This is a genomic window from Pantoea folii, assembly GCF_056678875.1.
In genome coordinates this window covers 140,183-162,254 of sequence record NZ_JBWXON010000008.1, presented here as the reverse complement: position 1 = coordinate 162,254, position 22,072 = coordinate 140,183, and the positions used below count along the sequence as shown (strand labels likewise).

Genomic DNA, 22,072 nt, shown 5'->3' with positions numbered 1-22,072 from the left:
TTGCTGCCATAAAAAAGGCGACCCGTTGAAGGTCGCCTTTCTGTTTTTTATGCCCGACGTTATTCGTGGGCTACAGCACTTTCAATGGTCAGACGGACATCACTGGTCACCAGCTCTGCCAGCATCTGCCACATAATGTGGGTGCGTTCCGCATCGGCATCGCCTGAATCACTGATGTAGCCTTCATCACGCAGTGACAGCACCAGCGCGGTAAACACTGCTTTGTCGAAGAACTCTGGCGCGTTAATGCCATGCAACACCGACAAACGCTGCGCCAGCGTGCGGCTCTCTTTCTCCAGCGTGCCGCGGTTAATCGTCGGCTTGGCACTCAGAATGGCGAAGGTGATGGCAAAACGCTGCAGCGTTTCACGGATACCGGCAGCCAGCAGTTGCAATGAACGATGGCGGGCCGGATTCATGCGTAACTGCCCATCATGCTCGGTAATCAGGCCTTGTCGCGCCATCTCAGCACAGAGGGCATTCAGCACGCCTGGCAGCTCTGCGTTATCCCAGCGCAGGAACAGCTCACTCTTCAGCATCGGGTAAACCAGACTCACCTGACGCAGCAGCTCCGCCTCACTGATCTCACGATGCTGCTGCACAATAGCGGCAATCAGCGATGGCATGACCAGCATGTGGTGGATGTTGTTACGGTAGTAGGTCATCAGGACGGCCTGCTCGCGCGGCAGAATGATGATATCGCCAATGCTGTCTTGTTCCGTCTCGAACTTGTTCATGCCCATGGCGTGATCAAGCAGCGCTTCAGCACTCATCTCCGGCACAGTCGCTTCCGGTGAATAAGGCACGTTACGCAGCAGCTGGGTGTAGCATTCCAGTTGCTCAATCAACTGCTCACGCGTCAGGGAACGCTGACGAGAAGCCAGCAGCGCGGTGACGCACAGGTTCATGGCGTTGGCGGCACCGGCTTCGTTAATACGCACCATCAGACGTGCCGCAATATCATTTACGGTCGGCGTCATCCATGCCGGGCGTTGTGGTTCAATCGGATCGATCGCATCACGCCATTCCGGCACGTTTTTGTTCAGATAGTTCATCAACGGCAGGGGTTCGCCGAAGTTAACGTAGCCCTGGCCAAGATTGCGCAGTTTACGTAACCCGCGCACCATCTGCAGGAAACTCTCTTTCTCTTTGGCCGCGCCACGTAACTCTTTAGCGTAAGTACCCACTTCCATGACGTGTTCATAGCCGATGTAGATCGGAACAAACGTAATCGGACGGCTACCGCCACGCAGCATCGCTTGCAACGTCATGGACAGGGTGCCGGTTTTAGGATCCAGCAGTCGGCCCGTACGCGAGCGTCCACCCTCAACAAAGTACTCTACCGAATAACCGCGGCTGAACAGCTCGCCGAGATATTCACGGAACACCGTGGAATAGAGTTTGTTGCCCTTGAAGGTACGGCGGATAAAGAAAGCACCCAGACGACGGAAAATCGGACCTGCTGGCCAGAAGTTCAGGTTGATGCCGGCCGCGATGTGTGGCGGCACCAGCCCCTGATGGTAGAGCACGTAAGAGAGTAGTAGATAGTCCATGTGGCTGCGATGGCAGGGCACATACACAATCTCATGGCCATCTTGCGCCAGCTGACGCACGCGCTCGCCACCGTTGACGTTGATGCCCTGATAAAGGCGGCTCCACAGCCAGCCCATCACGCGGTCTGTGACGCGAATGGCCTCATACGAGAAGTTCGCTGCGACCTCTTCCATCATCTCAACAGCATTCTGCTGGGCTTTCTCGTGCGAGATTTTTTTGCTGCGCGCTTCGTCTTCAACCGCTTTTTCAATCGCTTTGGATTGCAGCAGCTTGTTGAACAGATCCTGACGCGCAGGCAGACGTGGGCCTACAGCAGCCAGGCGCTGACGCGCGAAGTGAATGCGAGCCACGCGTGCCAGCTTCTGGGCAATCGACTTATCCGTACCGTGCTCCGTCGCCATCTGGCGCAGGGAAACGGTCGGCGAGAAGCGCACAAAGCTGTCACGTCCGTGCCACAAAATGGCGAAGAATTTCTCTACACCATTAAGGATGCGCAGATGTGGCGTATCTTCTCCCTGGATTTCGCGTCCCGGCGCACGACCAAACATCACCGCAACTGGTAACATCTGTACGTCGAGATCAGGGTTACTGCGGTGCAAATCGAGATAGTCGTGGAATAGCTTCACCGACTCAGGATTGGCAACGAAATAGGGGAATACGCGTGGGCCATCATGAATAAACACGTGACGCGGCAGTAGCGTGCCGTCGATCTCCAGCGGAGCCAGCGGATCGGGCAGATCATGTTTCAGGCACTGTGCCCGAAGAGTGAGCAGGTCAGCCTTTGAATCATAAGGCAAAACATACATCACTGGACGAGTCGGATCGATCCCGTGTTCTGAGACAGGATCGGTCGGAATGACCTTACTCTTTACCAAAAAAGAGAGTGGTAAATTCAATAGTTTGTAATAAAGTTTACGCCAACCTGACATAGACAACTTAAAGCCTCTTGTTAGCAAAGCGCGGCAAGCATACCAGAAAGTGCAACGAAGATCTGTGGCTTACACGACCTCAGATAGCCCACATATTGACGCCAAATCACATCAAGGGTTCCAAAGCATGGCAAATAACGTCACCGGTATTCAAAGAATAGTGAATGCAGCCGGTTATTCCTGGCAGGGCTTGCGCGCCGCCTGGAAACATGAAGCCGCATTTCGTCAGGAAGCCATTGCTGCACTGGTGGCGATTGTGGTGGCTTGCTGGCTGGATGTTGATGCGATTTCCCGTGTGCTGATGATTGGCTCCGTGGTGCTGGTGATCATCGTTGAAATCCTGAATAGCGCCATTGAAGCGGTGGTGGACCGCATTGGGCAAGAGCGTCATCCTTTAGCCGGACGAGCAAAAGATATGGGCTCAGCGGCGGTGTTGCTGGCTATCTTACTGGCTCTGTTTGTCTGGATCGCACTGCTCTGGTCGCATTTGCGATAGGTATTCCAGAATCTTCAAACCGCTGATTTTTCCCTCTGTTTTGGTTTTCATTTCGCCAATACCTGTATATACTCACAGCGACTGTATAAACAACCAGGGGGCGGGATGAAAGCGTTAACCACCAGGCAGCAACAGGTCTATGATCTGATTCGCGACCACATTAACCAGACCGGCATGCCGCCAACGCGTGCGGAAATTGCTGCGCAACTGGGTTTTCGCTCGCCCAATGCTGCGGAAGAACACCTGAAAGCACTGGCGCGTAAAGGCGTCATCGAGATTGTATCCGGTGCATCTCGCGGCATCCGCCTGCTAATGGAAGAAGAAGTCTCCGAAGGGTTGCCGCTGATCGGTCGCGTGGCCGCCGGTGAGCCGCTGCTGGCGCAAGAGCACATCGAAGCGCACTATCAGGTTGATGCCAATCTGTTTAAACCTACCGCCGATTTTCTGCTGCGGGTGAGTGGTATGTCGATGAAAGACATCGGGATTATGGACGGCGACTTGCTTGCAGTGCATAAAACCCAGGAAGTCCGTAATGGTCAGGTTGTGGTGGCGCGCATTGATGATGAAGTGACCGTCAAACGCTGGAAAAAGCAGGGTGCCATTGTGCATTTGCTGCCAGAAAACACCGAATTCCAGCCGATTGTGGTCGATACCCGTGAGCAGGCTCTGACCGTTGAAGGTTTGGCTGTGGGCATCGTACGTAACGGCGAATGGCTTTAATCTCTCATTGAATTCCCCCGCTGCGGTTGGTCGCTGTGCTGACCGCAGTCTGATACATTGATTTTCCTCCTCAGGCTGATTGTCGGTTAATGGTCCTATTGACCAGCGCAACAATGGAACGGGCGAATGCGGCTGTTTTCCTCCTCAGATAAAGCATTGTGGCGGCTGGCGCTGCCGATGATTCTCTCCAATATTACCGTTCCGCTGCTCGGTGTCGTCGATACGGCAGTGATTGGCCATCTCGATAGCCCCATTTACCTCGGTGGCGTGGCGGTAGGTGCAACGGCGACCAGTTTCATCTTTATGTTGCTGTTGTTCCTGCGCATGAGCACCACGGGTTTGACTGCGCAGGCGTTTGGCGCGAACGATAAAACCGCCTTAGCGCGGGCGTTGACGCAACCTCTGCTGATCGCCCTGGTGGCGGGCGTGCTGTTTTTATTACTGCGCGCGCCCTTTAGTTTGATCGCAGCCTCATTAATGGGCGGCAGCCCGGAAGTGCAGCACCAGGCACAAATTTTTATCAACATTCGCTGGCTTAGCGCACCGGCGACCTTAGCCAATCTGGTGATTTTGGGCTGGTTGCTTGGCGTGCAATATGCGCGAGCGCCGATGGTGCTGCTCATTGTCGGTAACCTGGTGAATATCCTGCTCGATCTCCTGTTTGTGCTGAAGCTTCACTGGGGCGTTGCAGGTGCGGCGGCGGCAACGGCGGTGGCAGAGTACGTCACGCTGGGTGTGGGGTTATGGATGGTGGTACGTGTGCTTAAGTTGCGCGGCATTTCTTTCAACCAGCTAAAACAGAGCTGGCGTGGTGATGCGGCACGCCTGTTCCGGCTCAACCGCGACATCATGCTGCGTTCGCTGATGGTGCAAATCTGTTTCGCGTCACTCACCTTGCTGGGCGCGCGTTTAGGGCCAGATGTTGTTGCGGTGAATGCCGTACTGCTGATGTTCCTGACGTTTACGGCCTATGCGCTGGATGGTTTTGCCTATGCCGTGGAGGCCTGCTCCGGTGAAGCGGTGGGGGCGCGAGATCGCAGTCGCTTATTACTGATTTGGCATGCTGCCTGCCGTCAGGCTGGTATCGTTGCCCTGGCGTTCGCAGCCATCTATGCGATAACCGGCCCCCAAATTGTGGCGTTGCTCACCTCGCTTGAGCCACTGCGAGAGATGGCCGATCGCTATCTTGGCTGGCAGGTGATTCTGCCGCTGATCGGTGTCTGGTGTTATCTGCTGGACGGTATGTTTATCGGCGCCACGCGCGGGCGCGAAATGCGCAACAGCATGATGATGGCGGCAGTGGGTTATGGGCTTGCCTTACTGACACTCCCGTGGCTCGGTAATCACGGCTTATGGCTGGCGGTGACGGTGTTTCTTGCCTTGCGTGGCTTGACGCTCTGGTGGATGTGGCGACGCCACTGGCGACACGACAGCTGGTTCACTGTTTGAATAAGCGAAGCGTAACCTACAGATTATTCTGTATTTTTTTGCGTAATCCTATCTGGCTACTATAATTATCTCAAACGGCGCAATTGAGTAGCGCGTTGTGTGGGTGATTACCTGATTTATCAGGAGATCATCGCATCTCACTCAGGATGATGTGGAGGATTATGATGAACAAAGACGAAGCGAGCGGTAACTGGAAGCAGTTTAAAGGGAAAATGAAAGAGAAGTGGGGCAAGCTGACGGATGACGATATGACGGTCATCGAAGGTAAGCGCGATCAGCTTGTCGGTAAAATTCAGGAACGCTACGGCTACGCGAAAGACCAGGCCGAAAGCGAAGTGAAAGACTGGGAAAGTCACAATAAAGATTACCGCTGGTAACCGGAATTAAGGAAGATGCTCCTACCCCGCCGATCACCCGTCGGCAAGGCACAAGGAAGTGCCACTCACCCTTTTCTCACTCTCTTTTTCGTATCAATCTCATGATCGTGATCGCAGCTATCGTGATGATTGCATGCTGCGACTTCTGCGCAGTTCTCGCACAAACCATGGGCTTCAATAACCGTGTGGCGCAATGAGAAACCGGCCTGATCGGCCAATCCCGAAATAATCTTTTCTACGCCGTGTGCGTGTTTTTCATTGACTGCCGCACAACCATCACACACCAGCATCACCGAAGTATGCGCAGGCTCGTCGAAATGGTGGCAAACCACATAACTGTTGTTTGATTCGACACGATGAATAAAACCCTGCTCCAGCAGAAAATCCAACGCGCGGTAAATGGTCGGAGGTTTAGCCTGCGGCTCGCTGATGCGAAGTTGATCCAGCAGATCGTAAGCACTGATCGAACCATTCTGCTCAGCCATTAAACGCAACACTTCAGCGCGTTGAGTGGTCAGGCGCACGCCGCGGTCAAGGCAAAGGGATTCTGCCTGAGTAAGCAGTTGTGCGGGCGTGAGGTTTGACATAAGTGTTCTCCAGGTTGCAGGCGATGTTATTTTATCACACAAACTTTTACCCTGCTGTGATTGCTTTTTACCCGGTTAAAGACCTAGAAAAATCCCGTTAATCAATAAATTAACTTAACCTTCCTGTTGTGCTGATAAAACTGCTCATTTCAGACCCTCTATGAGATCAGTCATATAGCGTAATTATCACGCTATTTTTGCTTTGCAACTCACCGGGTTAGCGTCTAAGGTTCAAAAGGTCTTAAGTAATATCTGGCATCAATTTAGGTTTTGTTCATTTTTCTGCATAACTAAACAGCAGAATGGTGTGGTTGTATCCAATTCTGCGAACAGCAGTGCTATTTCCTTTTAATTCACAGCAATGATGCGTTAGCCAGGGTTCAGAATAGCGGCTAACTAAACTGTTTCGTTTCTGAGTTATTCAGCGACATTTCAAAGGTGATGGCAGGCTCATGGTGAAGACATTATTCAGGCACAAAAAAGTAGCTTATCTTGTTGGTTTGAATGCAGTATTTCTTTCTTCTTCAGCTCTGGCAGCAGGTACATGGTATGACGCGCGTAACGATGCCATGGGTGGCACCGGCGTCGCTTCGTCAACCTGGAGTTCAGCGGTGCTGGCTAACCCGGCATTGATGACCAAAGCCAAACCTGAAGATAATGTCAGCGTCATATTCCCTTCAGCCGGTGTGCAGGTTACCGACAAAGACAAATTAATTAACAAAGTTGATGACATCACGGACAGTGTTGATCGCTACAAAAACGTGATCGACAACCTGACGTTTGCCGACTATTTAAGAGGTTATCCGGAGTTAAAGGCTGCGGCTGGTGATATGGCTAATCAGCTGGATGACTTAAAGGGTGATAAAGCACACGGTACTGCGGGTGTCGCTTTTGCTGTTACTGTACCGAATGAAACACTGCCTTTTGCCTTTATTACCAAAGCCTACGGCACGGCCAGTGTGCAGGCTAACGTTGTGGGCAGCGATATTACCTATCTGCGCGGTGTGGCTAACGGCACGGTGATCCCCGTGCCAGGTGATCAGGATAAACTGAGTTCGAGCGGTCATGGTCTGGCAGCACTAGTCACGGACTATGGTGTGGCACTGGCACATGAATTTGATGTCGCTGGCCATCCGGTTTCTGTGGGCGTGACACCAAAGCTGCAAAAAACCTGGCTGTATAACTACACCGCCAGTATTTATAACTTTGATAAAAGTAATATCAACAACAGCCAATACCGCAGTTCCGATACCGGCTTCAATATTGATGCAGGCATCGCGACCGACTTTGGTGAGCATTGGACGTTGGGTGTGACAGGGCAGAACCTGATCTCACGCGACATTGACACCAAAACAGTGGAAGGCTACCGCGATACCTATCAAATCCGTCCGCTGGTCACGTCAGGTCTGGCCTGGAACTACGGCGCGTTCACCCTGGCAGGCGATGTTGATTTGACGCAAACCAAGCGTTTCAAATCGGAAGAAAGCAGCCAATATGCGGGAGTGGGGGCCGAGTATCGCGTGCTGGATTGGTTAGCACTGCGCGCGGGTTATCGTGCGGATATGAAATCAAATGATGCCAATGTGGTTACCGCAGGTCTGGGCGTTTCACCGTTTAACAACACGGTGCATCTGGATCTTGCTGGTTCAGTGGGTGACGATAATACCTGGGGCGGCATGCTGCAGCTCGGATTTAACTTCTGATTGCGTCATTTCACATCACGCTAACATTCACCCTTAAATGGCGTGAACATGCTCACAAAAACAGGTCGCCATTGGCGGCCTGTTTCATTCCTGGGCGCAGAATTTGTGATCGTTATCAATCAGCGAAGCTGTGCCAGATTCAACTGGGAAAGTAGCCAATCTTTAAAGCTATCTAACGCAAAGTGGCGATGCTGATGCCGTGGGAACACCAGGTAATGGCCGATATAGTGAATCTCCTGGGTGGTCTCAATCAGCGGACAAACTAAGCGCCCACTGGCAAGCTCTCGTTCTGCTAATAATTTGGATTCCAGCACCACTCCCAGACCATCAACGGCAGCGGCAATCGCCATAAAACTGCGGTCAAAGCGCAAACCATAATGGCGCGGAGGCGTCAGGTGATTGGCTTCAAACCAGCCCTTCCATTGGTAGAGTTGCACATCGCACTGAATCAACGATTGGTGATAGAGGTCCTCCGGGCAGCGGATGCGTGCGGCAATCTCTGGTGAGCAAAGCGGTGTTAATTCCTCCACGGCCAGCGGGATTTTCTCGTAAGGCGAAGGACGCGGCTCGCCATAAACAATATCTAAATCATAGTCATCCTGCTCAAAGCGCGCATATTCGGTGCTGGCTGAAAGACGCAGATCAATATGTGGGTGTGCGGCAATAAAGCTTCCCAGGCGGGGTAATAGCCACTGATGGGCAAAGCTTGGCGCGGTGTGCAGACGCAGTGGCCGCGATTCATCAGCAGTGACGAGCGAAAGCCCACGCTGCATCTCATCAAATCCCCGCTGGATATGTTCCAGCAAGATTGCCCCTTCTTTGGTTAGCATGATTTCGCGCGTACTGCGCTGAAACAGGCGCGTGTCGAGCGTCTCCTCCAGCTTACGAATCGCATGACTAATGGCGCTAGGCGACAAATCCAACTCTTGCGCTGCGGCGGTAAATGCCCCTGTGCGGCCTGCGGCTTCAAACGCGCGCAACAGTGACAGTGGGGCTTTTTTTAATAATGTCATTTGTGAATCCCATTCAACAGTTGATGCATTTTTTGCTTTTGTCGGCAGGCGCCAAGGCTGAGTAATCTGCTGCTAAACGGCAAGCAGGTGAAAATGGCACGTGAATCCGCTGCAGCTTTCACCATGACAGATCGCTCTTCTGCTTGCCAACTCTGCTGATTTTCTCTTCTTTCAGGAACAGATATGACGACTCTTGCAGAACCGGAATTGAGCCTTACACAGCGACTGTCACAGCACGCTTATCGTATTCGTCGCTACGCGTTGCAAATGGGCGAAGTACAGGGGCAAGGCTATATCGGCCAGGCTCTGGGACTGGCTGATATGCTGGCCGTGGCATGGTGCCATGCGATGAATTACCGCGCGGAAGAACCCGAATGGGAAGGCCGCGATCGTTTTCTGCTTTCCCACGGCCACTATGCGATTGCACTTTATGCGACGTTGATTGAAGCGGGCGTGATTCCTGTGGAGGAGCTGGAAACGTATGGATCTGATGATAGTCGCTTACCAATGTCTGGCATGGCGACCTACACGCCAGGCATGGAAATTTCAGGCGGATCGCTCGGACAGGGGCTGACGATTGGTGTCGGTATGGCATTGGCATTGCGTCATAAAGGAAATCCGGCTTTTGTTTACAACTCGATGTCGGATGGCGAACTGGATGAAGGGGCAACCTGGGAAGCTGCGATGGGGGCGGCACATCATCAACTGAGTAATTTGATCGTCATGGTGGATATCAACCAGCAGCAGGCAGATGGCCCCTCTGGCAAAGTCATGGGATTTGAACCGCTGGCAGATAAGTGGCAGGCGTTTGGCTGGCAAGTACAGCGTGTGGATGGCAATGACATTGCTGCTGTGAAGCAGGCATTTGATCGGGCACGCGCGTTAAGCGAACCCAAGCCGCGCGTCATTCTGCTGGACACGCTAATGGGTAAAGGCGTGCCATTCCTGGAAGCGCGTGAAAAGAATCATTTTATTCGTGTGGATGCTGACGAGTGGCAACAGGCCATCACCATCCTCGATCAGGCTCAGGAGGCCACGCAATGAGCAGCATCACCACAGAGAAAAAGCCACGCCTGACAACGTCGGCGATGATTGCCTCAATTGCCGCAGAAGGACAAGCCACGGTTGCTGCGCCCTTTGGTCATGCGCTGGTCAAAGCCGCTGCGACCCGGCCGTCGATCGTTGGGTTGACTGCCGACCTGTCCAAATACACCGATTTGCATATCTTCGCCCAGGCCTATCCAGAACGTCATTTCCAGATGGGCATGGCAGAGCAGCTATTGATGGGCGCAGCCGGTGGCATGGCGAAGGAGGGCATGACGCCATTTGCGACCACCTATGCGGTGTTTGCCACGCGTCGTGCCTACGACTTTATCCATCAGGTGATCGCGGAAGAGCAGCTGAATGTGAAAATCTGCGCTGCGCTGCCGGGGTTAACCACCGGCTACGGCCCAAGCCATCAGGCCACTGAAGATATCGCGCTGATGCGGGGTATTCCGGGCATGACCATTGTTGATCCTTGTGATGCGCTGGACACGGAGCAAGCCGTTGCCGCTATCGCTGACCATCAGGGGCCGGTTTATATGCGTCTGTTGCGCGGTAAGGTGCCGCTGGTGCTGAACGAATACGATTATCAATTCGAACTGGGCAAAGCCAAATTGCTGCGCGATGGCCGTGATGTGCTGCTGATTTCCAGTGGGATTATGACAATGCGAGCACTGGAGACAGCAAAAGCGCTGGCAGCCGATAACGTCGATGTTGCGGTATTGCACGTACCGACCATCAAGCCTCTGGACACTGAAACCATTATCACCCAGTGCCGCCGTGCCGGGCGTTTAGTGGTGGTGGTTGAGAACCATAGCCTGGTCGGCGGTTTGGGTGAGGCGGTGGCGACCACGTTAATGCATGCGCAGGTCATGCCCGTGTTTCGTCAAATCGGCTTGCCCGATCAGTTCCTGGATGCGGGTGCGCTGCCCACTTTGCACGACCGCTACGGCATTTCCACAGAAGCGATGGTCAGCGCGATTCGCGTCTGGCTGGCATAACGGCGCGAAAGGAGAACAGCATGAAGGTGATATTTGTCGGCACCGGGGCAATTGGTGTTCCTATGGCTTGCCAGATTCAGCGTGCAGGGCATGCGGTAATCGGAGTGGATGTGTTTGAAGCGTCGCGCCAGCGTGCTCAGGCGCAGGGGATTGAAGCGGTTAGTCGCATTGCAGAAGCACCTGAAGCGGATGTAGTGGTGGTGATGGTCGCCACGCCACAACAGCTGCAGGCGCTGGTGGCGGAAGCGCTGCCGCAGGTGGCTGGTCAGCACTGGGTCATCATGTCCACTGTCGGGCCGCAGGCGGTACGTGAGGCGGCTTCTTCACTGATTGCTGCCGGTGCGCAGGTCGTGGATGCACCGGTCACGGGCGGAACCGCCCGCGCCAGCACCGGTGAGTTAGTGATCTTTGCCTCCGGCGCACCTGCCGCCATTGCCTTTGTTGAGCCGATACTCAAAACCATGGGATCGGTGTCGATCGTGGGTGACGAGGTTGGCGAGGGGCAGGGGATCAAGGTGATCAATCAGCACCTTTGCTCGGTGCATATTGTGGCAGCCGCGGAGGCGCTAAGTCTGGCAAAGTCGCTGGGGTTAGCACCCGCTCAGGTATTGAAACTGGTCGAGCGCGGCGCGGCGGGATCGTGGATGTTGTCAGATCGTGGTCCGCGCATGCTGGAGGGGACAGATGTCTCGGTCTCCAGCGCCATCAACATCTTTGTCAAAGATAGCGGGTTAGTGGCAGAGGCGGCGACCGCCTGCCACGCTGAGGTTCCGCTGTTACAGGTCGCTCATGCTCGTTATCTGGCGGCAGCAGAAGCCGGATTGGGGCAACGTGATGACAGCAGAGTGATCGAGACCTGGAGCAAACCTGCAAATTAACCGCTCCATCACTGCTGCCCGAAAAATACGATAATACCGGGGTAACACATGAACACGACTTCTGTACCTGCAAACACCCGCGACAATGCGGCGAAAGTCTCTTTCGCCTCAATGATTGGCTCAGCGGTGGAGAGCTATGATTTCTTTATCTACGGCACCGCCGCTGCAGCCTGGTTTGGTAAGATCTTTTTCCACACGCAAGAGCCTATCGTCGGCATTCTGGCGGCATTCGCCACTTTAGCGGTCGGCTTCCTGATGCGCCCGTTTGGCGGCTACCTCGCCGGTCATTTCGGCGATCGCTATGGCCGAAAAACCGTGCTGTTCTGGTCATTACTGGCCATGGGCGGTGCCACCGTATTGATCGGTGCGTTGCCAACCTATGAGCAGGCTGGCGTGCTGGCACCGATCTTGTTGATCTTATTACGCATGATCCAGGGGATCGGATTCGGCGCAGAGTGGGGCGGCGCGGTGTTAATGGCATTTGAGCATGCGCCCGTGAAAAAGCGCGGTTTCTATGGTGCAGTACCGCAACTCGGGATACCGCTTGGCCTGCTGCTGGCGAATGGCTCTTTCCTGCTCTCTGCGGCACTGTTTGAAGGTGATTGGGTGTGGCGCATGCCGTTCCTGATCTCTTTTGTGATGGTGGCCATTGGCATCTTTATCCGAATGCAGGTCGCGGAATCGCCGGAATTCGAGAAAGCCAAAGCAGATAAGCAGATTGTGCAACAGCCCGCGCTGGAGGTCATTCGTCGCGACTGGCGCACCATCGTCAAAATTATGGGGCTACGCCTGGCAGAGACGGGTGGCTACTACATCACGACCAGTTTTATGTTGTCCTATGTGGTGCTGGCGGAAATCACAGATACGCGCCATGTGTTATGGGGCACGTTGATTGGTTCAGCGCTGGGGCTCGGCAGCCATCTGCTGTATGGCGCGCTAAGTGATAAGGTGGGACGTCGCCCAATATTCCTGATTGGCGCCATCTTCACCATTCTGTTTGGCATCCCCATGTTTATGCTGATCAACACCGGTGCAGTGATGATGGTGATCGTCGCTGTCGCTATGTCTCTGCTCTTTAGCCATGACCCGATATTTGCCGTAGAGTCGAGTTGGTTCTCCGAACAGTTTCCGGCTAACGTCCGCTCCTCGGGTATTTCATTGGGCTACAACGGCGCTTCCGTGGTCGCGGGGCTGTTGCCGTTCATCGCAACAGGCGTGTATGGCATGGTCGGCTGGATCGGACCGGCGGTGATGTTCTCGTTACTGGGTGTCATTTCAACCTGGGTCGCCTTCAACACACGGGAAACCGCGCCGGTGAAAGTGGGCGAGCCCTCTCTGCCAGCCTCATCAACCTCAACAGCCCCGACGGTGTGAGTGAAATAACGGGCGGCTGTGTCGCCCGTTATTGCTGTGGTATCATTGCGCAGTTTCTCGTCACTCACTAACTCCGGATTTACTGCGTTTCATGACCGATACTTTCTCTTCGCAACGTTTTTCTATCGCTCCGATGCTGGACTGGACCGATCGCCACTGCCGTTATTTTCACCGTAAGCTGAGCGGCGATACGCTGCTGTATACCGAAATGGTGACCACGGGCGCCATTATTCACGGCAAAGGCGATTATCTGGCTTACAGCGAAGAGGAGCATCCGCTGGCGCTGCAGTTGGGCGGCAGCGATCCGGCAGCCCTGGCGCAATGTGCGAAGCTGGCGGAAGCGCGCGGTTACGACGAGATTAACCTTAACGTCGGTTGCCCATCCGATCGCGTGCAGAATGGGCGCTTTGGTGCCTGTCTGATGGCTGACGCCGCGCTGGTTGCAGATTGCATTAAAGCGATGCGCGATGTGGTCAGTATTCCGGTGACAGTGAAAACCCGTATCGGAATTGATGAGCAGGACAGCTACGCATTTCTGTGTGATTTCATTGGTACGGTGGCCGATAAGGGCAACTGCGATACCTTTATTATCCATGCGCGTAAGGCATGGCTTTCTGGTTTAAGCCCGAAAGAGAACCGTGAGATTCCGCCGCTGGATTATCCGCGTGTCTATCAGCTGAAGCGTGATTTTCCGGCGCTGACCATGGCGATTAACGGCGGCATCAAGACGCTGGAAGAGGCGAAAACGCATTTGCAACATATGGATGGTGTGATGATGGGCCGTGAAGCGTATCAGAACCCCGGCATCCTGGCGCAAGTGGATCGTGAACTGTTCGGCCGCGATACGCCGTCTGTCGATTCGGTCGCGGTGGTGCGTGCGATGTACCCTTACATCGAAGCGGAGCTGAGCAAAGGCACCTATCTGGGGCACGTTACACGCCATATGCTGGGCCTGTTCCAGGGCATTCCTGGTGCGCGCCAGTGGCGTCGTCATTTAAGTGAGAATGCCCATAAGCCGGGTGCCGATGTACGGGTGCTGGAAGCGGCACTGGCGCTGGTCGCGGATAAGATTCCACAGGAAGCCTGATTGTAGGTGAGTCGCGGTGGGCCGGTGTGCCCGGCCATAAAAGGGCAGTCCGAACGCCAGGGAAAGCACCTCTGTGCCGATCTGCCGCGCGAACCTTCGCCCCATTTTTGGGAAACGGCCCGATGCTGCGCATGGCTGAAATCGCTCTCAGCGTATTTGTCTCTGGCGCGGAAGCTTTGCTTTTCTGACGGGCCATTTCTGTCCCTTCAGAGGAGCATCCCTGCCGTTAATACGGTTTAAAATGCACCAATAATTAGTGAATTTCATCACTGCTGAAATACCTCCTCTGAATATAACATCTTATTTTTCAATGTATTAACCGTATGCCTATATTGGCACGTATCTTGTAATACATTCTGTGTTACTTACACAGGAGAGCCTTCGTGGAAATTTTATTTGTTATCGGCTTTTTTCTGATGCTGTTACTGACTGGCGTTTCACTGCTGGGCGTTATCGCTGCATTGGTTGTTGCCACCGTTGTGATGTTCCTCGGCGGGTTATTCGCGCTTGTTATCAAGTTGTTACCGTGGCTGGTGTTGGCTGTGGTCGCCGTGTGGCTTTATCGCGCCTTTACGACACCGAGCGGTGAAGTGAAATTGAACAGACTGAAAAGAAAAATCAGTAAGTTAGAGCGGCGTGGTTGGCGCTAAATGCGGGAGCGATCACAGAGTCGGTAATTGCTTAGTACGAATCTGCAATTAAACATATTTTTTACTTATGTTTTCTGTCAGGATGCGTAAAGTAATTCAAAACGAATTCATCGCCGCTGACCCTACACCAGCGCGAACTATAAAAAGAAAGAAAAAAGGGCTTCCTTCGGGAAGCCCTTAACTTTTTAGGGAATCAGCAAGCTGGAACCTTGCGTGGCGCGGCTCTCAAGAACCTGATGCGCGCGCACCGCATCGCTCAAGGCAAATTTCTGCTCTTCTGGTACCTTCAGCTGAATCGCACGACTGGCAATTAACGAGAACAACTCGTTGCTGGCATTATCCAGTTCCTGACGATTGGTAATGTAACCAAACAGCGAAGGGCGTGTGACAAACAGCGAACCTTTCTTGTTCAGAATCCCAAGATCAACGCCGGTGACGGGGCCCGAGGCATTACCAAAACTCACCATTAAGCCATGACGACGCAGGCTATCGAGAGAAGGCTCCCAGGTGTCTTTCCCCACCGAGTCATACACCACCGCGACCTTTTCACCGTCAGTCAATTCACTGACGCGCTGAGCGATATTCTCCTCGCGATAGTTAATGGTCGCCCAGGCACCGGCATTTTTTGCAATCTGCGCTTTTTCGGCGGAGCCCACGGTACCAATCAGATGCGCGCCCAGCGCTTTAGCCCACTGACAGGCAATCAGTCCCACGCCGCCCGCTGCGGCATGGAACAGGAAGATTTCATCGGCTTTCACTTTGTAGGTCTGACGCAGCAAATACTGCACGGTTAAGCCTTTCAAAAACGAGGCAGCACCTTCTTCAAAGCTAATGCTCTCCGGCAGGATCACCAGGCGCTCTTCCGCCACGTTATGCATTTCGCTATAGGCACCCAGCGCAGCCTGACAATAGACCACGCGATCGCCGGGCTTAAAGCGCGTCACGCCTGAGCCAACGCGTTTCACCACGCCAGCGGCTTCAGTGCCCAGCCCGGACGGGAAAGCTGTCACCGGATAGAGCCCGCTGCGCACATAGGTGTCGATATAGTTGATGCCAATCGCCTTATTTTCGACCTGAACCTCATATTCGGCGGGATCGGCCAGCTCAAAATCGACCCATTGCAGTACCTCCGGGCCACCGTGTTGGTTGAACTGAATACGCTTTGCCATTCTGACTCCTGTGATTGTTCATCCTGGGACGGTATACTTGCGCGTCCCTTTCACGATCGGTAATGCATTCACTATGGCAGGAAATAAACCCACCAACAAATCCAACGAACCCCGCGATCGTCAGCTGGAAGGCGTGAAAATGCCGCCGCACTCTATTGAAGCGGAGCAGTCGGTGCTCGGTGGGTTGATGCTGGATAACGAACGCTGGGATAACGTCTCCGAGCGCGTGGTGGCGGATGATTTCTTCAACCGTTCGCACCGCATGATCTTCTCTGAGATGCAGCGTCTGCTGGAAATGGGCCAGCCGATTGACCTTATTACGCTCTCTGAATCGCTGGAAACACTGGGCGAGCTGGAGATGGCCGGTGGCTTTGCTTATCTGGCAGAGCTGGCGAAAAACACGCCAAGTGCGGCGAACATCGGCGCTTATGCGGATATCGTGCGTGAACGTGCCGTTGTGCGCCAAATGATCTCGGTCGCGAACCAAATTGCTGATGCCGGTTACGATCCGCAGGGGCGCAGCAGTGAAGATTTGCTCGATTTCGCAGAATCCAACGTCTTTAAGATTGCTGAACAGCGCGCCAATAAAGCAGAAGGCCCGCAGAACATTGAGCAAATTCTGGAAGCCACGGTATCGCGTATTGAAGCGCTGGTGTCGACCCCGCACGATGGTGTCACCGGAGTGGATACCGGCTATCAGGATCTCAACAAAAAGACCGCCGGTTTGCAGGGTTCAGATTTGATCATCGTGGCGGCGCGTCCGTCGATGGGTAAAACCACTTTCGCCATGAACCTGTGCGAAAACGCCGCGATGCTACAGGACAAACCGGTGCTGATTTTCAGTCTGGAGATGCCCAGCGAACAGCTGATGATGCGTATGCTGGCGTCATTGTCGCGCGTGGACCAGACGCGCATTCGTACCGGCCAGCTGGAAGACGAAGATTGGGCGCGCATCTCTGCCACCATGGGCATCCTGCTTGAGAAGAAGAACATGTTTATCGATGATTCTTCTGGTCTGACGCCCACGGAAGTGCGTTCGCGCGCGCGCCGCGTGTTTCGTGAGAATGGCGGTTTAAGCCTGATCATGATCGACTACCTGCAGTTGATGCGCGTGCCGGCGCTATCGGACAACCGTACGCTGGAGATCGCAGAGATCTCGCGCTCGCTCAAGGCCTTAGCGAAAGAGCTGAATGTTCCGGTGGTGGCGTTGTCGCAGCTTAACCGCTCACTGGAGCAGCGCGCCGATAAACGTCCGGTGAACTCGGATCTGCGTGAATCGGGATCGATCGAGCAGGATGCTGACTTGATTATGTTCATCTATCGCGATGAGGTGTATCACGAAAACAGCGATCTTAAAGGCATCGCCGAGATCATCCTCGGTAAGCAGCGTAACGGCCCTATCGGCACAGTACGATTGACCTTCAATGGTCAGTGGTCGCGTTTTGATAACTACGCAGGGCCGTCTTACGACGACGAATAATCCTTTCCAACGAGATGCATGCACGATTTGTGCATGCATTTCACGTCATCAGAAAATAGTGTTGGACAACCTTGGCTTTAATCAGGTTATCTGTACCAAAGCGCACCCTATAACGCTGTGGAAGCAGAATGACTCAGGTAGACGATTACGACCTTAAGATATTGACACTATTACAATCTAACGGCCGCCTTACCAATCAGGAACTCAGTGATTTAGTCGGTCTTTCGGCGTCTCAATGTTCACGCCGCCGCATCAATCTCGAACAGGCAAACCTCATCCTCGGCTATCACGCACGGCTCTCGCCGGACGCGGTGGGTCTTGGCATGGTGGGCTTGATTGAAGTGCGTTTAAAGAATCACACGCCAGATTATGAAGAGAGTTTCCATCGCATGGTGGCAGAGGAGGATGCGATTGTTGATGCCTTCAAAACCACCGGTGATGCTGATTATCTGCTGAAAGTGGCCGTGGCTGATTTAGCCTCGCTGAGTGCGTTGATCAGTCAGTTGGTGGCCGGCCATCAGAGTGTGGCCCATGTGAAAACCTCCGTGGTGTTGAGCCGTTTAAAAGAGAACGGCTTGATGATTATCCCCGAGCACAAAACGCGCCAAAAAAGTGCATGATGTGCTAATCTGGTGCAATTAACGCACATTGAATGCAAATAACGCGCACCAGAAAACAGATTTGTGCATGAATCAACGGTTGAATTTTGGTTTGATGCACAAAAACCTGCAATAAAAGCGCCTTTGATATCAATTGGATAATCGCTGGCACCCCATAGGTGGCGACTTAGCGCTGCCTATGTGGTGCGTTTTTTGCATTTGAACCGCATCATTTGCACTGAGATTACTCCATGGATAACGTTGTTCAACCCACTAAAATTCCTCATTCACGTATTGAAGATGCGCTGGCGATAGTGCTCGGCACGTTAATGGTTTCCTTTGGCGTGATGATGCTGAAACAAGCGGGCGCGCTCACCGGAAGCACCGCGGGTATCGCCTTCCTGATTAGCTATCTGACGCACCTCTCCTTTGGTAGCGCATTCTTCCTGATCAATCTGCCGTTTTACTGGCTGGCAGTGCGCCGCATGGGCTGGGAATTCACGATTAAAACGTTCTGCGCAGTGGGGCTGGTTTCACTGTTCACACACTTGCATCCGATGTTCATCCATTTTTCTGCGCTAAATCCGTTTTATGCGACATTGTTCGGTAACGTGGTGATGGGGATTGGGTTTATAGTGTTGTTTCGTCACAAAGCCAGTCTCGGCGGTATCAATATTTTGGCACTCTGGCTGCAGGACCGCATCGGTCTGCGCGCCGGCAAACTGCAAATGGCGGTAGATACCTGCGTGGTACTCGCTTCGCTTTTCGTGGTGTCGCTGCCGATACTTTTGGCCTCAATTGCGGGCGCGGTGATCCTCAATCTCATCATCGCTATGAATCATCGTCCCGGCCGCTACATGGTTTAATGACGCCTCTTTACCGACTATTTATGACCAATCATGGAGATCTGCACCGTGTTTCAAAACGTTGATGCTTATGCTGGCGATCCAATTCTGTCGCTGATGGAAACCTTCAAACAGGACCCACGCGACAATAAAGTGAATCTGAGCATTGGTCTCTATTACAACGAGGCGGGCATCATTCCTCAGTTGCAAGCCGTGGCTGCCGCAGAGGAACGCCTGCAGGCGCAGCCGCATCAGGCGTCACTTTACCTGCCGATGGAAGGCCTGGGCCCATACCGTAACGCGATTGCACCGCTGTTGTTTGGCAAAGAACACCCAATGCTGAAAGCGGGTCGCATTGCTTCTATCCAGACACTGGGTGGCTCTGGCGCACTGAAAGTGGGTGCGGATTTCCTCAAGCGTTACTTCCCGAACTCAAATGTTTGGGTGAGCGATCCAACCTGGGAAAACCACATCGCGATTTTCAACGGTGCCGGTTTCGACGCACAGACTTATCCGTGGTACGACGAAGAAACCAATGGCGTTAAGTTTGATGCGTTTATTGCCAAGCTGAAAACGTTGCCGAAGCAATCTATCGTGCTGCTGCATCCATGCTGTCACAACCCAACTGGCGCGGATCTGACCAACGCACAGTGGGATGAAACCACCGAAGTATTGAAAGCGCAGGAACTGATTCCGTTCCTCGATATCGCTTATCAGGGCTTTGGTGCCGGTATGGAGCAGGATGCTTACGCGATTCGCGCGATTGCGGCTGCGGGCTTGCCAGCACTGGTCAGCAACTCATTCTCGAAAATCTTCTCGCTGTACGGCGAGCGCGTTGGCGGCCTGTCCATCGTGTGCGAGAGCGCAGAAGAATCTGCACGCGTGCTGGGTCAGCTGAAAGCCACCGTGCGTCGCAACTACTCCAGCCCACCAAACTTTGGTGCGCAGGTGGTTTCTTGCGTACTGAACGATGAAGCACTGTTGAAAAACTGGCTGGCCGAGGTGGAAGCCATGCGCCTGCGCATCATCGAAATGCGCCAGACGCTGGTCAACGTATTGAGCACCAAACTGCCGGGCAAAAACTTTGATTACCTGCTGAAGCAGCGCGGTATGTTTAGCTACACCGGTTTAAGTGCGCAGCAGGTTGACCGTCTGCGTGATGAGTTCGGCGTGTATCTGATTGCCAGCGGCCGTATGTGCGTGGCTGGCCTCAACAGCCGTAACGTTAACCAGGTGGCTGAAGCCTTTGCTGCCGTGATGTAACGCACTACGCAGCAGGAGAAAAACCGTCATGCCTTCGGGCTGGCGGTTTTTTTATGCGCGTTATCTGGTGCCACCGCCTTTACCTTTGGCTGACTTGCTGAAAACTTAAACGTTGTCATGACGTTAGGGATTTTTCTGTGGTTTCATCAAATGTTACGGCTTGAAGGCAAAAATGCTGAGCATCGTACAGGGGCGCCCAATCAGTGTACCGGGCTGAAGCATTTACAATTGCAACACACCTTAGCGTTATTGCGTTGTTTAGGAATTGAACTCTACGATGCGCAGCGATATGGTGTGCGGACGTCGGCTAAAAGGCAGAAAGTAGTATGTAGATTTGATGAGATTTTGGATGGGGTAAGATCTTAAGATACTGGTATTCCGAAATTTATAAGTTTTTTTGAGTAATGTCTGTGGCGTAAAATAATCAGGAATGATAATGTATTAACGATGTTGAAATACTCTGTTACTTATCATTCAAGTTAATCCACCATGACATAATATCTACTAATGCTGGAATTTACTTAATTTGATTTCTGAGTTGTTTTAAATAGGCCTCATAATTATGACAAACAAAGCTGATGATTTACCTACTCAAAGTAGCAATAATTCTAAGCCTTTTACCGAAGGATTTCATGCAAGAAGCGTTACTTTCGCCACGATAATATTCTGTTGCCTTAGTACTCTACTTTTTTTGCTATTTTTCTTTCATTTAATATTAGGCCCTGCATTTTATAAATACATTGGCATGGCGGATAGTTATATACTTAAAAAGCCAGAGTCTATCAAAGATCCATTAATGTTACATAACATCGGTGAAATGGTATCTACAGGGACTATATTGAGCTTGGATGATTTTTGGTCATTTCAGAGTAACCTTTATCAGGTTATAATTACGGCATTAATTGCTATTAACGGAATTATTGCAGCATTTTCTTTCTTTATAATTAAAACATCTTCAATAAATAAAGCTAGAGAAGAGGCAAAAGCCGAAGCAGTTATCGAAATGAAAAAATATATTGATAGCACAATGTTTAGTAATTTTTTAATTGATGTAGTTAACAAAAAAACAGATCTTGTTATGAATCCTAAAATCAAAGATATGCAAGAGGATTTCTCAGGTTTAATTGATGCTGCGCAGCAAATATTAGCTCGCTTGGAAAGTGATGAATTCATAATAAAGAAATTGAAGAGTGATAGCTCAGAATTTAGTAGAAGTTTAAGAATCATTATGCAGGAACTTTCAGAAAGAGATGAAGTTGACAATGAAGGCGCAGATTTAGTTTTGGGAGACAGAACGTATGGCATTTCTTAAAGGAAAAATGAAGGAGAAAGTTAAATCACTTAACGAATCTCCGTTAAATGAATATACATTGAACTCGCCAGCTGAGTTGCTCGATTTTGCCGATAAAAACAATATCAGAGTAATACCTCTAGATGTTTCTTCTTTGACTAAACTGCTTGGTATTACCATGAGAATGGAACCAATGAAAGGAGATGAGTCAGGCTCTCTGAAACGTGGAAAAGATGGAGTATGGGTGATGACTATAAATTCTCTACATCATCCACATAGGCAACGTTTCACCATTGCTCATGAATTGGCTCATTTCATAAAACATACCATAATATCGGATGAATTCAATGATTCAGTATTTTTTAGAGATGGTAAGATAAATAAAATTGAAACTGAGGCAAATAAATTTGCTGCCGAACTACTAATGCCAGAGACTGATTTTCATAATTTTATCAATGAGAAGTCAAAAACTGTAGAGGATATTGCTTTATATTTTCAGGTTTCTTCCATGGCAGTTCGTTTAAGAGCTAAGCAGTTAGGCTATAAGGGGCATAATTTATAAC

At 52.1% G+C, this 22,072-nt stretch carries 21 protein-coding genes; 17 read left to right on the top strand and 4 right to left on the bottom strand.

Features of this window, described 5'->3' with window-relative positions; translation table 11 throughout:
- Positions 1-59 precede the first annotated feature (59 nt).
- Complete coding sequence (plsB, locus tag AC1MDE_RS11750) at positions 60-2,483, bottom strand: glycerol-3-phosphate 1-O-acyltransferase PlsB (RefSeq protein WP_058960067.1); 2,424 nt, start codon at positions 2,481-2,483, stop codon at positions 60-62.
- A gap of 127 nt (positions 2,484-2,610) precedes the next feature.
- On the opposite strand from plsB, the gene AC1MDE_RS11745 reads away from it, so the two are divergent.
- From AC1MDE_RS11745 to AC1MDE_RS11730, 4 genes are all read left to right on the top strand, one after another.
- Positions 2,611-2,979, top strand: a complete 369-nt coding sequence (locus tag AC1MDE_RS11745; protein WP_034826963.1) for a diacylglycerol kinase — start codon at positions 2,611-2,613, stop codon at positions 2,977-2,979.
- Positions 2,980-3,084: 105 nt separating this feature from the next.
- Positions 3,085-3,699 carry a transcriptional repressor LexA gene (lexA, locus tag AC1MDE_RS11740; RefSeq protein WP_034826962.1) on the top strand — a complete coding sequence of 205 codons (615 nt, stop codon included), beginning with the start codon at positions 3,085-3,087 and terminating at the stop codon, positions 3,697-3,699.
- A gap of 126 nt (positions 3,700-3,825) precedes the next feature.
- Positions 3,826-5,148: an MATE family efflux transporter DinF gene (dinF, locus tag AC1MDE_RS11735; RefSeq protein WP_058960068.1), complete on the top strand. Its 1,323-nt coding sequence runs from the start codon at positions 3,826-3,828 to the stop codon at positions 5,146-5,148.
- Positions 5,149-5,312: 164 nt separating this feature from the next.
- Entirely contained in the window at positions 5,313-5,525 is a 213-nt protein-coding gene (locus AC1MDE_RS11730) for a CsbD family protein (RefSeq protein WP_034826959.1), read from the top strand.
- Between the two features lie 65 nt (positions 5,526-5,590).
- On the opposite strand, the gene zur is transcribed toward AC1MDE_RS11730, so the two are convergent.
- The gene (zur, locus tag AC1MDE_RS11725; RefSeq protein ID WP_480344573.1) at positions 5,591-6,112 is read right to left on the bottom strand and encodes a zinc uptake transcriptional repressor Zur; all 522 of its coding nucleotides are present in this window, start codon (positions 6,110-6,112) and stop codon (positions 5,591-5,593) included.
- Positions 6,113-6,564: 452 nt separating this feature from the next.
- Here zur and AC1MDE_RS11720 point away from each other — a divergent pair, with 452 nt between their 5' ends.
- Positions 6,565-7,815 (top strand): conjugal transfer protein TraF, encoded by a 1,251-nt coding sequence (locus AC1MDE_RS11720; RefSeq protein WP_058960069.1) that lies wholly within the window; start codon positions 6,565-6,567, stop codon positions 7,813-7,815.
- Between the two features lie 119 nt (positions 7,816-7,934).
- Here AC1MDE_RS11720 and AC1MDE_RS11715 read toward each other — a convergent pair whose 3' ends face one another.
- Positions 7,935-8,828, bottom strand: a complete 894-nt coding sequence (locus tag AC1MDE_RS11715) for a LysR substrate-binding domain-containing protein (RefSeq protein ID WP_034826948.1) — start codon at positions 8,826-8,828, stop codon at positions 7,935-7,937.
- Between the two features lie 183 nt (positions 8,829-9,011).
- Here AC1MDE_RS11715 and AC1MDE_RS11710 point away from each other — a divergent pair, with 183 nt between their 5' ends.
- The 6 genes from AC1MDE_RS11710 to pspG all read left to right on the top strand — a co-directional run bounded on the left by AC1MDE_RS11710 (position 9,012) and on the right by pspG (position 14,862).
- Positions 9,012-9,872, top strand: coding sequence for a transketolase (locus AC1MDE_RS11710; RefSeq protein ID WP_480344572.1), 861 nt, complete (start codon positions 9,012-9,014; stop codon positions 9,870-9,872).
- The gene (locus AC1MDE_RS11705; protein WP_058960072.1) at positions 9,869-10,873 is read left to right on the top strand and encodes a transketolase family protein; all 1,005 of its coding nucleotides are present in this window, start codon (positions 9,869-9,871) and stop codon (positions 10,871-10,873) included. The genes AC1MDE_RS11710 and AC1MDE_RS11705 overlap by 4 nt, the downstream gene beginning before the upstream one ends.
- Before the next feature lie 20 nt (positions 10,874-10,893).
- A complete protein-coding gene (locus AC1MDE_RS11700) occupies positions 10,894-11,751 on the top strand; it encodes an NAD(P)-dependent oxidoreductase (RefSeq protein WP_479401257.1) in 858 nt (285 codons plus the stop codon).
- Between the two features lie 48 nt (positions 11,752-11,799).
- Positions 11,800-13,125 carry an MFS transporter gene (locus AC1MDE_RS11695; RefSeq protein WP_058960074.1) on the top strand — a complete coding sequence of 442 codons (1,326 nt, stop codon included), beginning with the start codon at positions 11,800-11,802 and terminating at the stop codon, positions 13,123-13,125.
- 91 nt (positions 13,126-13,216) lie between these two features.
- Positions 13,217-14,212: a tRNA dihydrouridine(20/20a) synthase DusA gene (dusA, locus tag AC1MDE_RS11690; RefSeq protein WP_479401256.1), complete on the top strand. Its 996-nt coding sequence runs from the start codon at positions 13,217-13,219 to the stop codon at positions 14,210-14,212.
- 383 nt (positions 14,213-14,595) lie between these two features.
- Positions 14,596-14,862: an envelope stress response protein PspG gene (gene pspG / locus AC1MDE_RS11685; protein WP_034826939.1), complete on the top strand. Its 267-nt coding sequence runs from the start codon at positions 14,596-14,598 to the stop codon at positions 14,860-14,862.
- 185 nt (positions 14,863-15,047) lie between these two features.
- Here the strand turns inward: pspG and AC1MDE_RS11680 are convergent, their stop codons facing one another.
- Entirely contained in the window at positions 15,048-16,031 is a 984-nt protein-coding gene (locus tag AC1MDE_RS11680) for an NADPH:quinone reductase (RefSeq protein WP_480344571.1), read from the bottom strand.
- A gap of 73 nt (positions 16,032-16,104) precedes the next feature.
- Between AC1MDE_RS11680 and dnaB the strand changes: the two genes are divergently transcribed.
- The 6 genes from dnaB to AC1MDE_RS11650 all read left to right on the top strand — a co-directional run bounded on the left by dnaB (position 16,105) and on the right by AC1MDE_RS11650 (position 22,071).
- Positions 16,105-17,511, top strand: coding sequence for a replicative DNA helicase (gene dnaB, locus AC1MDE_RS11675; protein ID WP_034826934.1), 1,407 nt, complete (start codon positions 16,105-16,107; stop codon positions 17,509-17,511).
- A 128-nt stretch (positions 17,512-17,639) separates the two neighbouring features.
- Positions 17,640-18,131, top strand: a complete 492-nt coding sequence (locus tag AC1MDE_RS11670; RefSeq protein WP_034826932.1) for an Lrp/AsnC family transcriptional regulator — start codon at positions 17,640-17,642, stop codon at positions 18,129-18,131.
- A gap of 230 nt (positions 18,132-18,361) precedes the next feature.
- Positions 18,362-18,976: a YitT family protein gene (locus AC1MDE_RS11665; RefSeq protein ID WP_034826930.1), complete on the top strand. Its 615-nt coding sequence runs from the start codon at positions 18,362-18,364 to the stop codon at positions 18,974-18,976.
- Positions 18,977-19,024: 48 nt separating this feature from the next.
- On the top strand, positions 19,025-20,218 hold the full coding sequence (locus AC1MDE_RS11660) for an amino acid aminotransferase (RefSeq protein WP_153012282.1): 1,194 nt from the start codon (positions 19,025-19,027) through the stop codon (positions 20,216-20,218).
- 562 nt (positions 20,219-20,780) lie between these two features.
- The gene (locus AC1MDE_RS11655) at positions 20,781-21,530 is read left to right on the top strand and encodes a hypothetical protein (RefSeq protein WP_480344570.1); all 750 of its coding nucleotides are present in this window, start codon (positions 20,781-20,783) and stop codon (positions 21,528-21,530) included.
- Positions 21,517-22,071: an ImmA/IrrE family metallo-endopeptidase gene (locus AC1MDE_RS11650; RefSeq protein WP_211729074.1), complete on the top strand. Its 555-nt coding sequence runs from the start codon at positions 21,517-21,519 to the stop codon at positions 22,069-22,071. The genes AC1MDE_RS11655 and AC1MDE_RS11650 overlap by 14 nt, the downstream gene beginning before the upstream one ends.
- Position 22,072 lies beyond the last annotated feature (1 nt).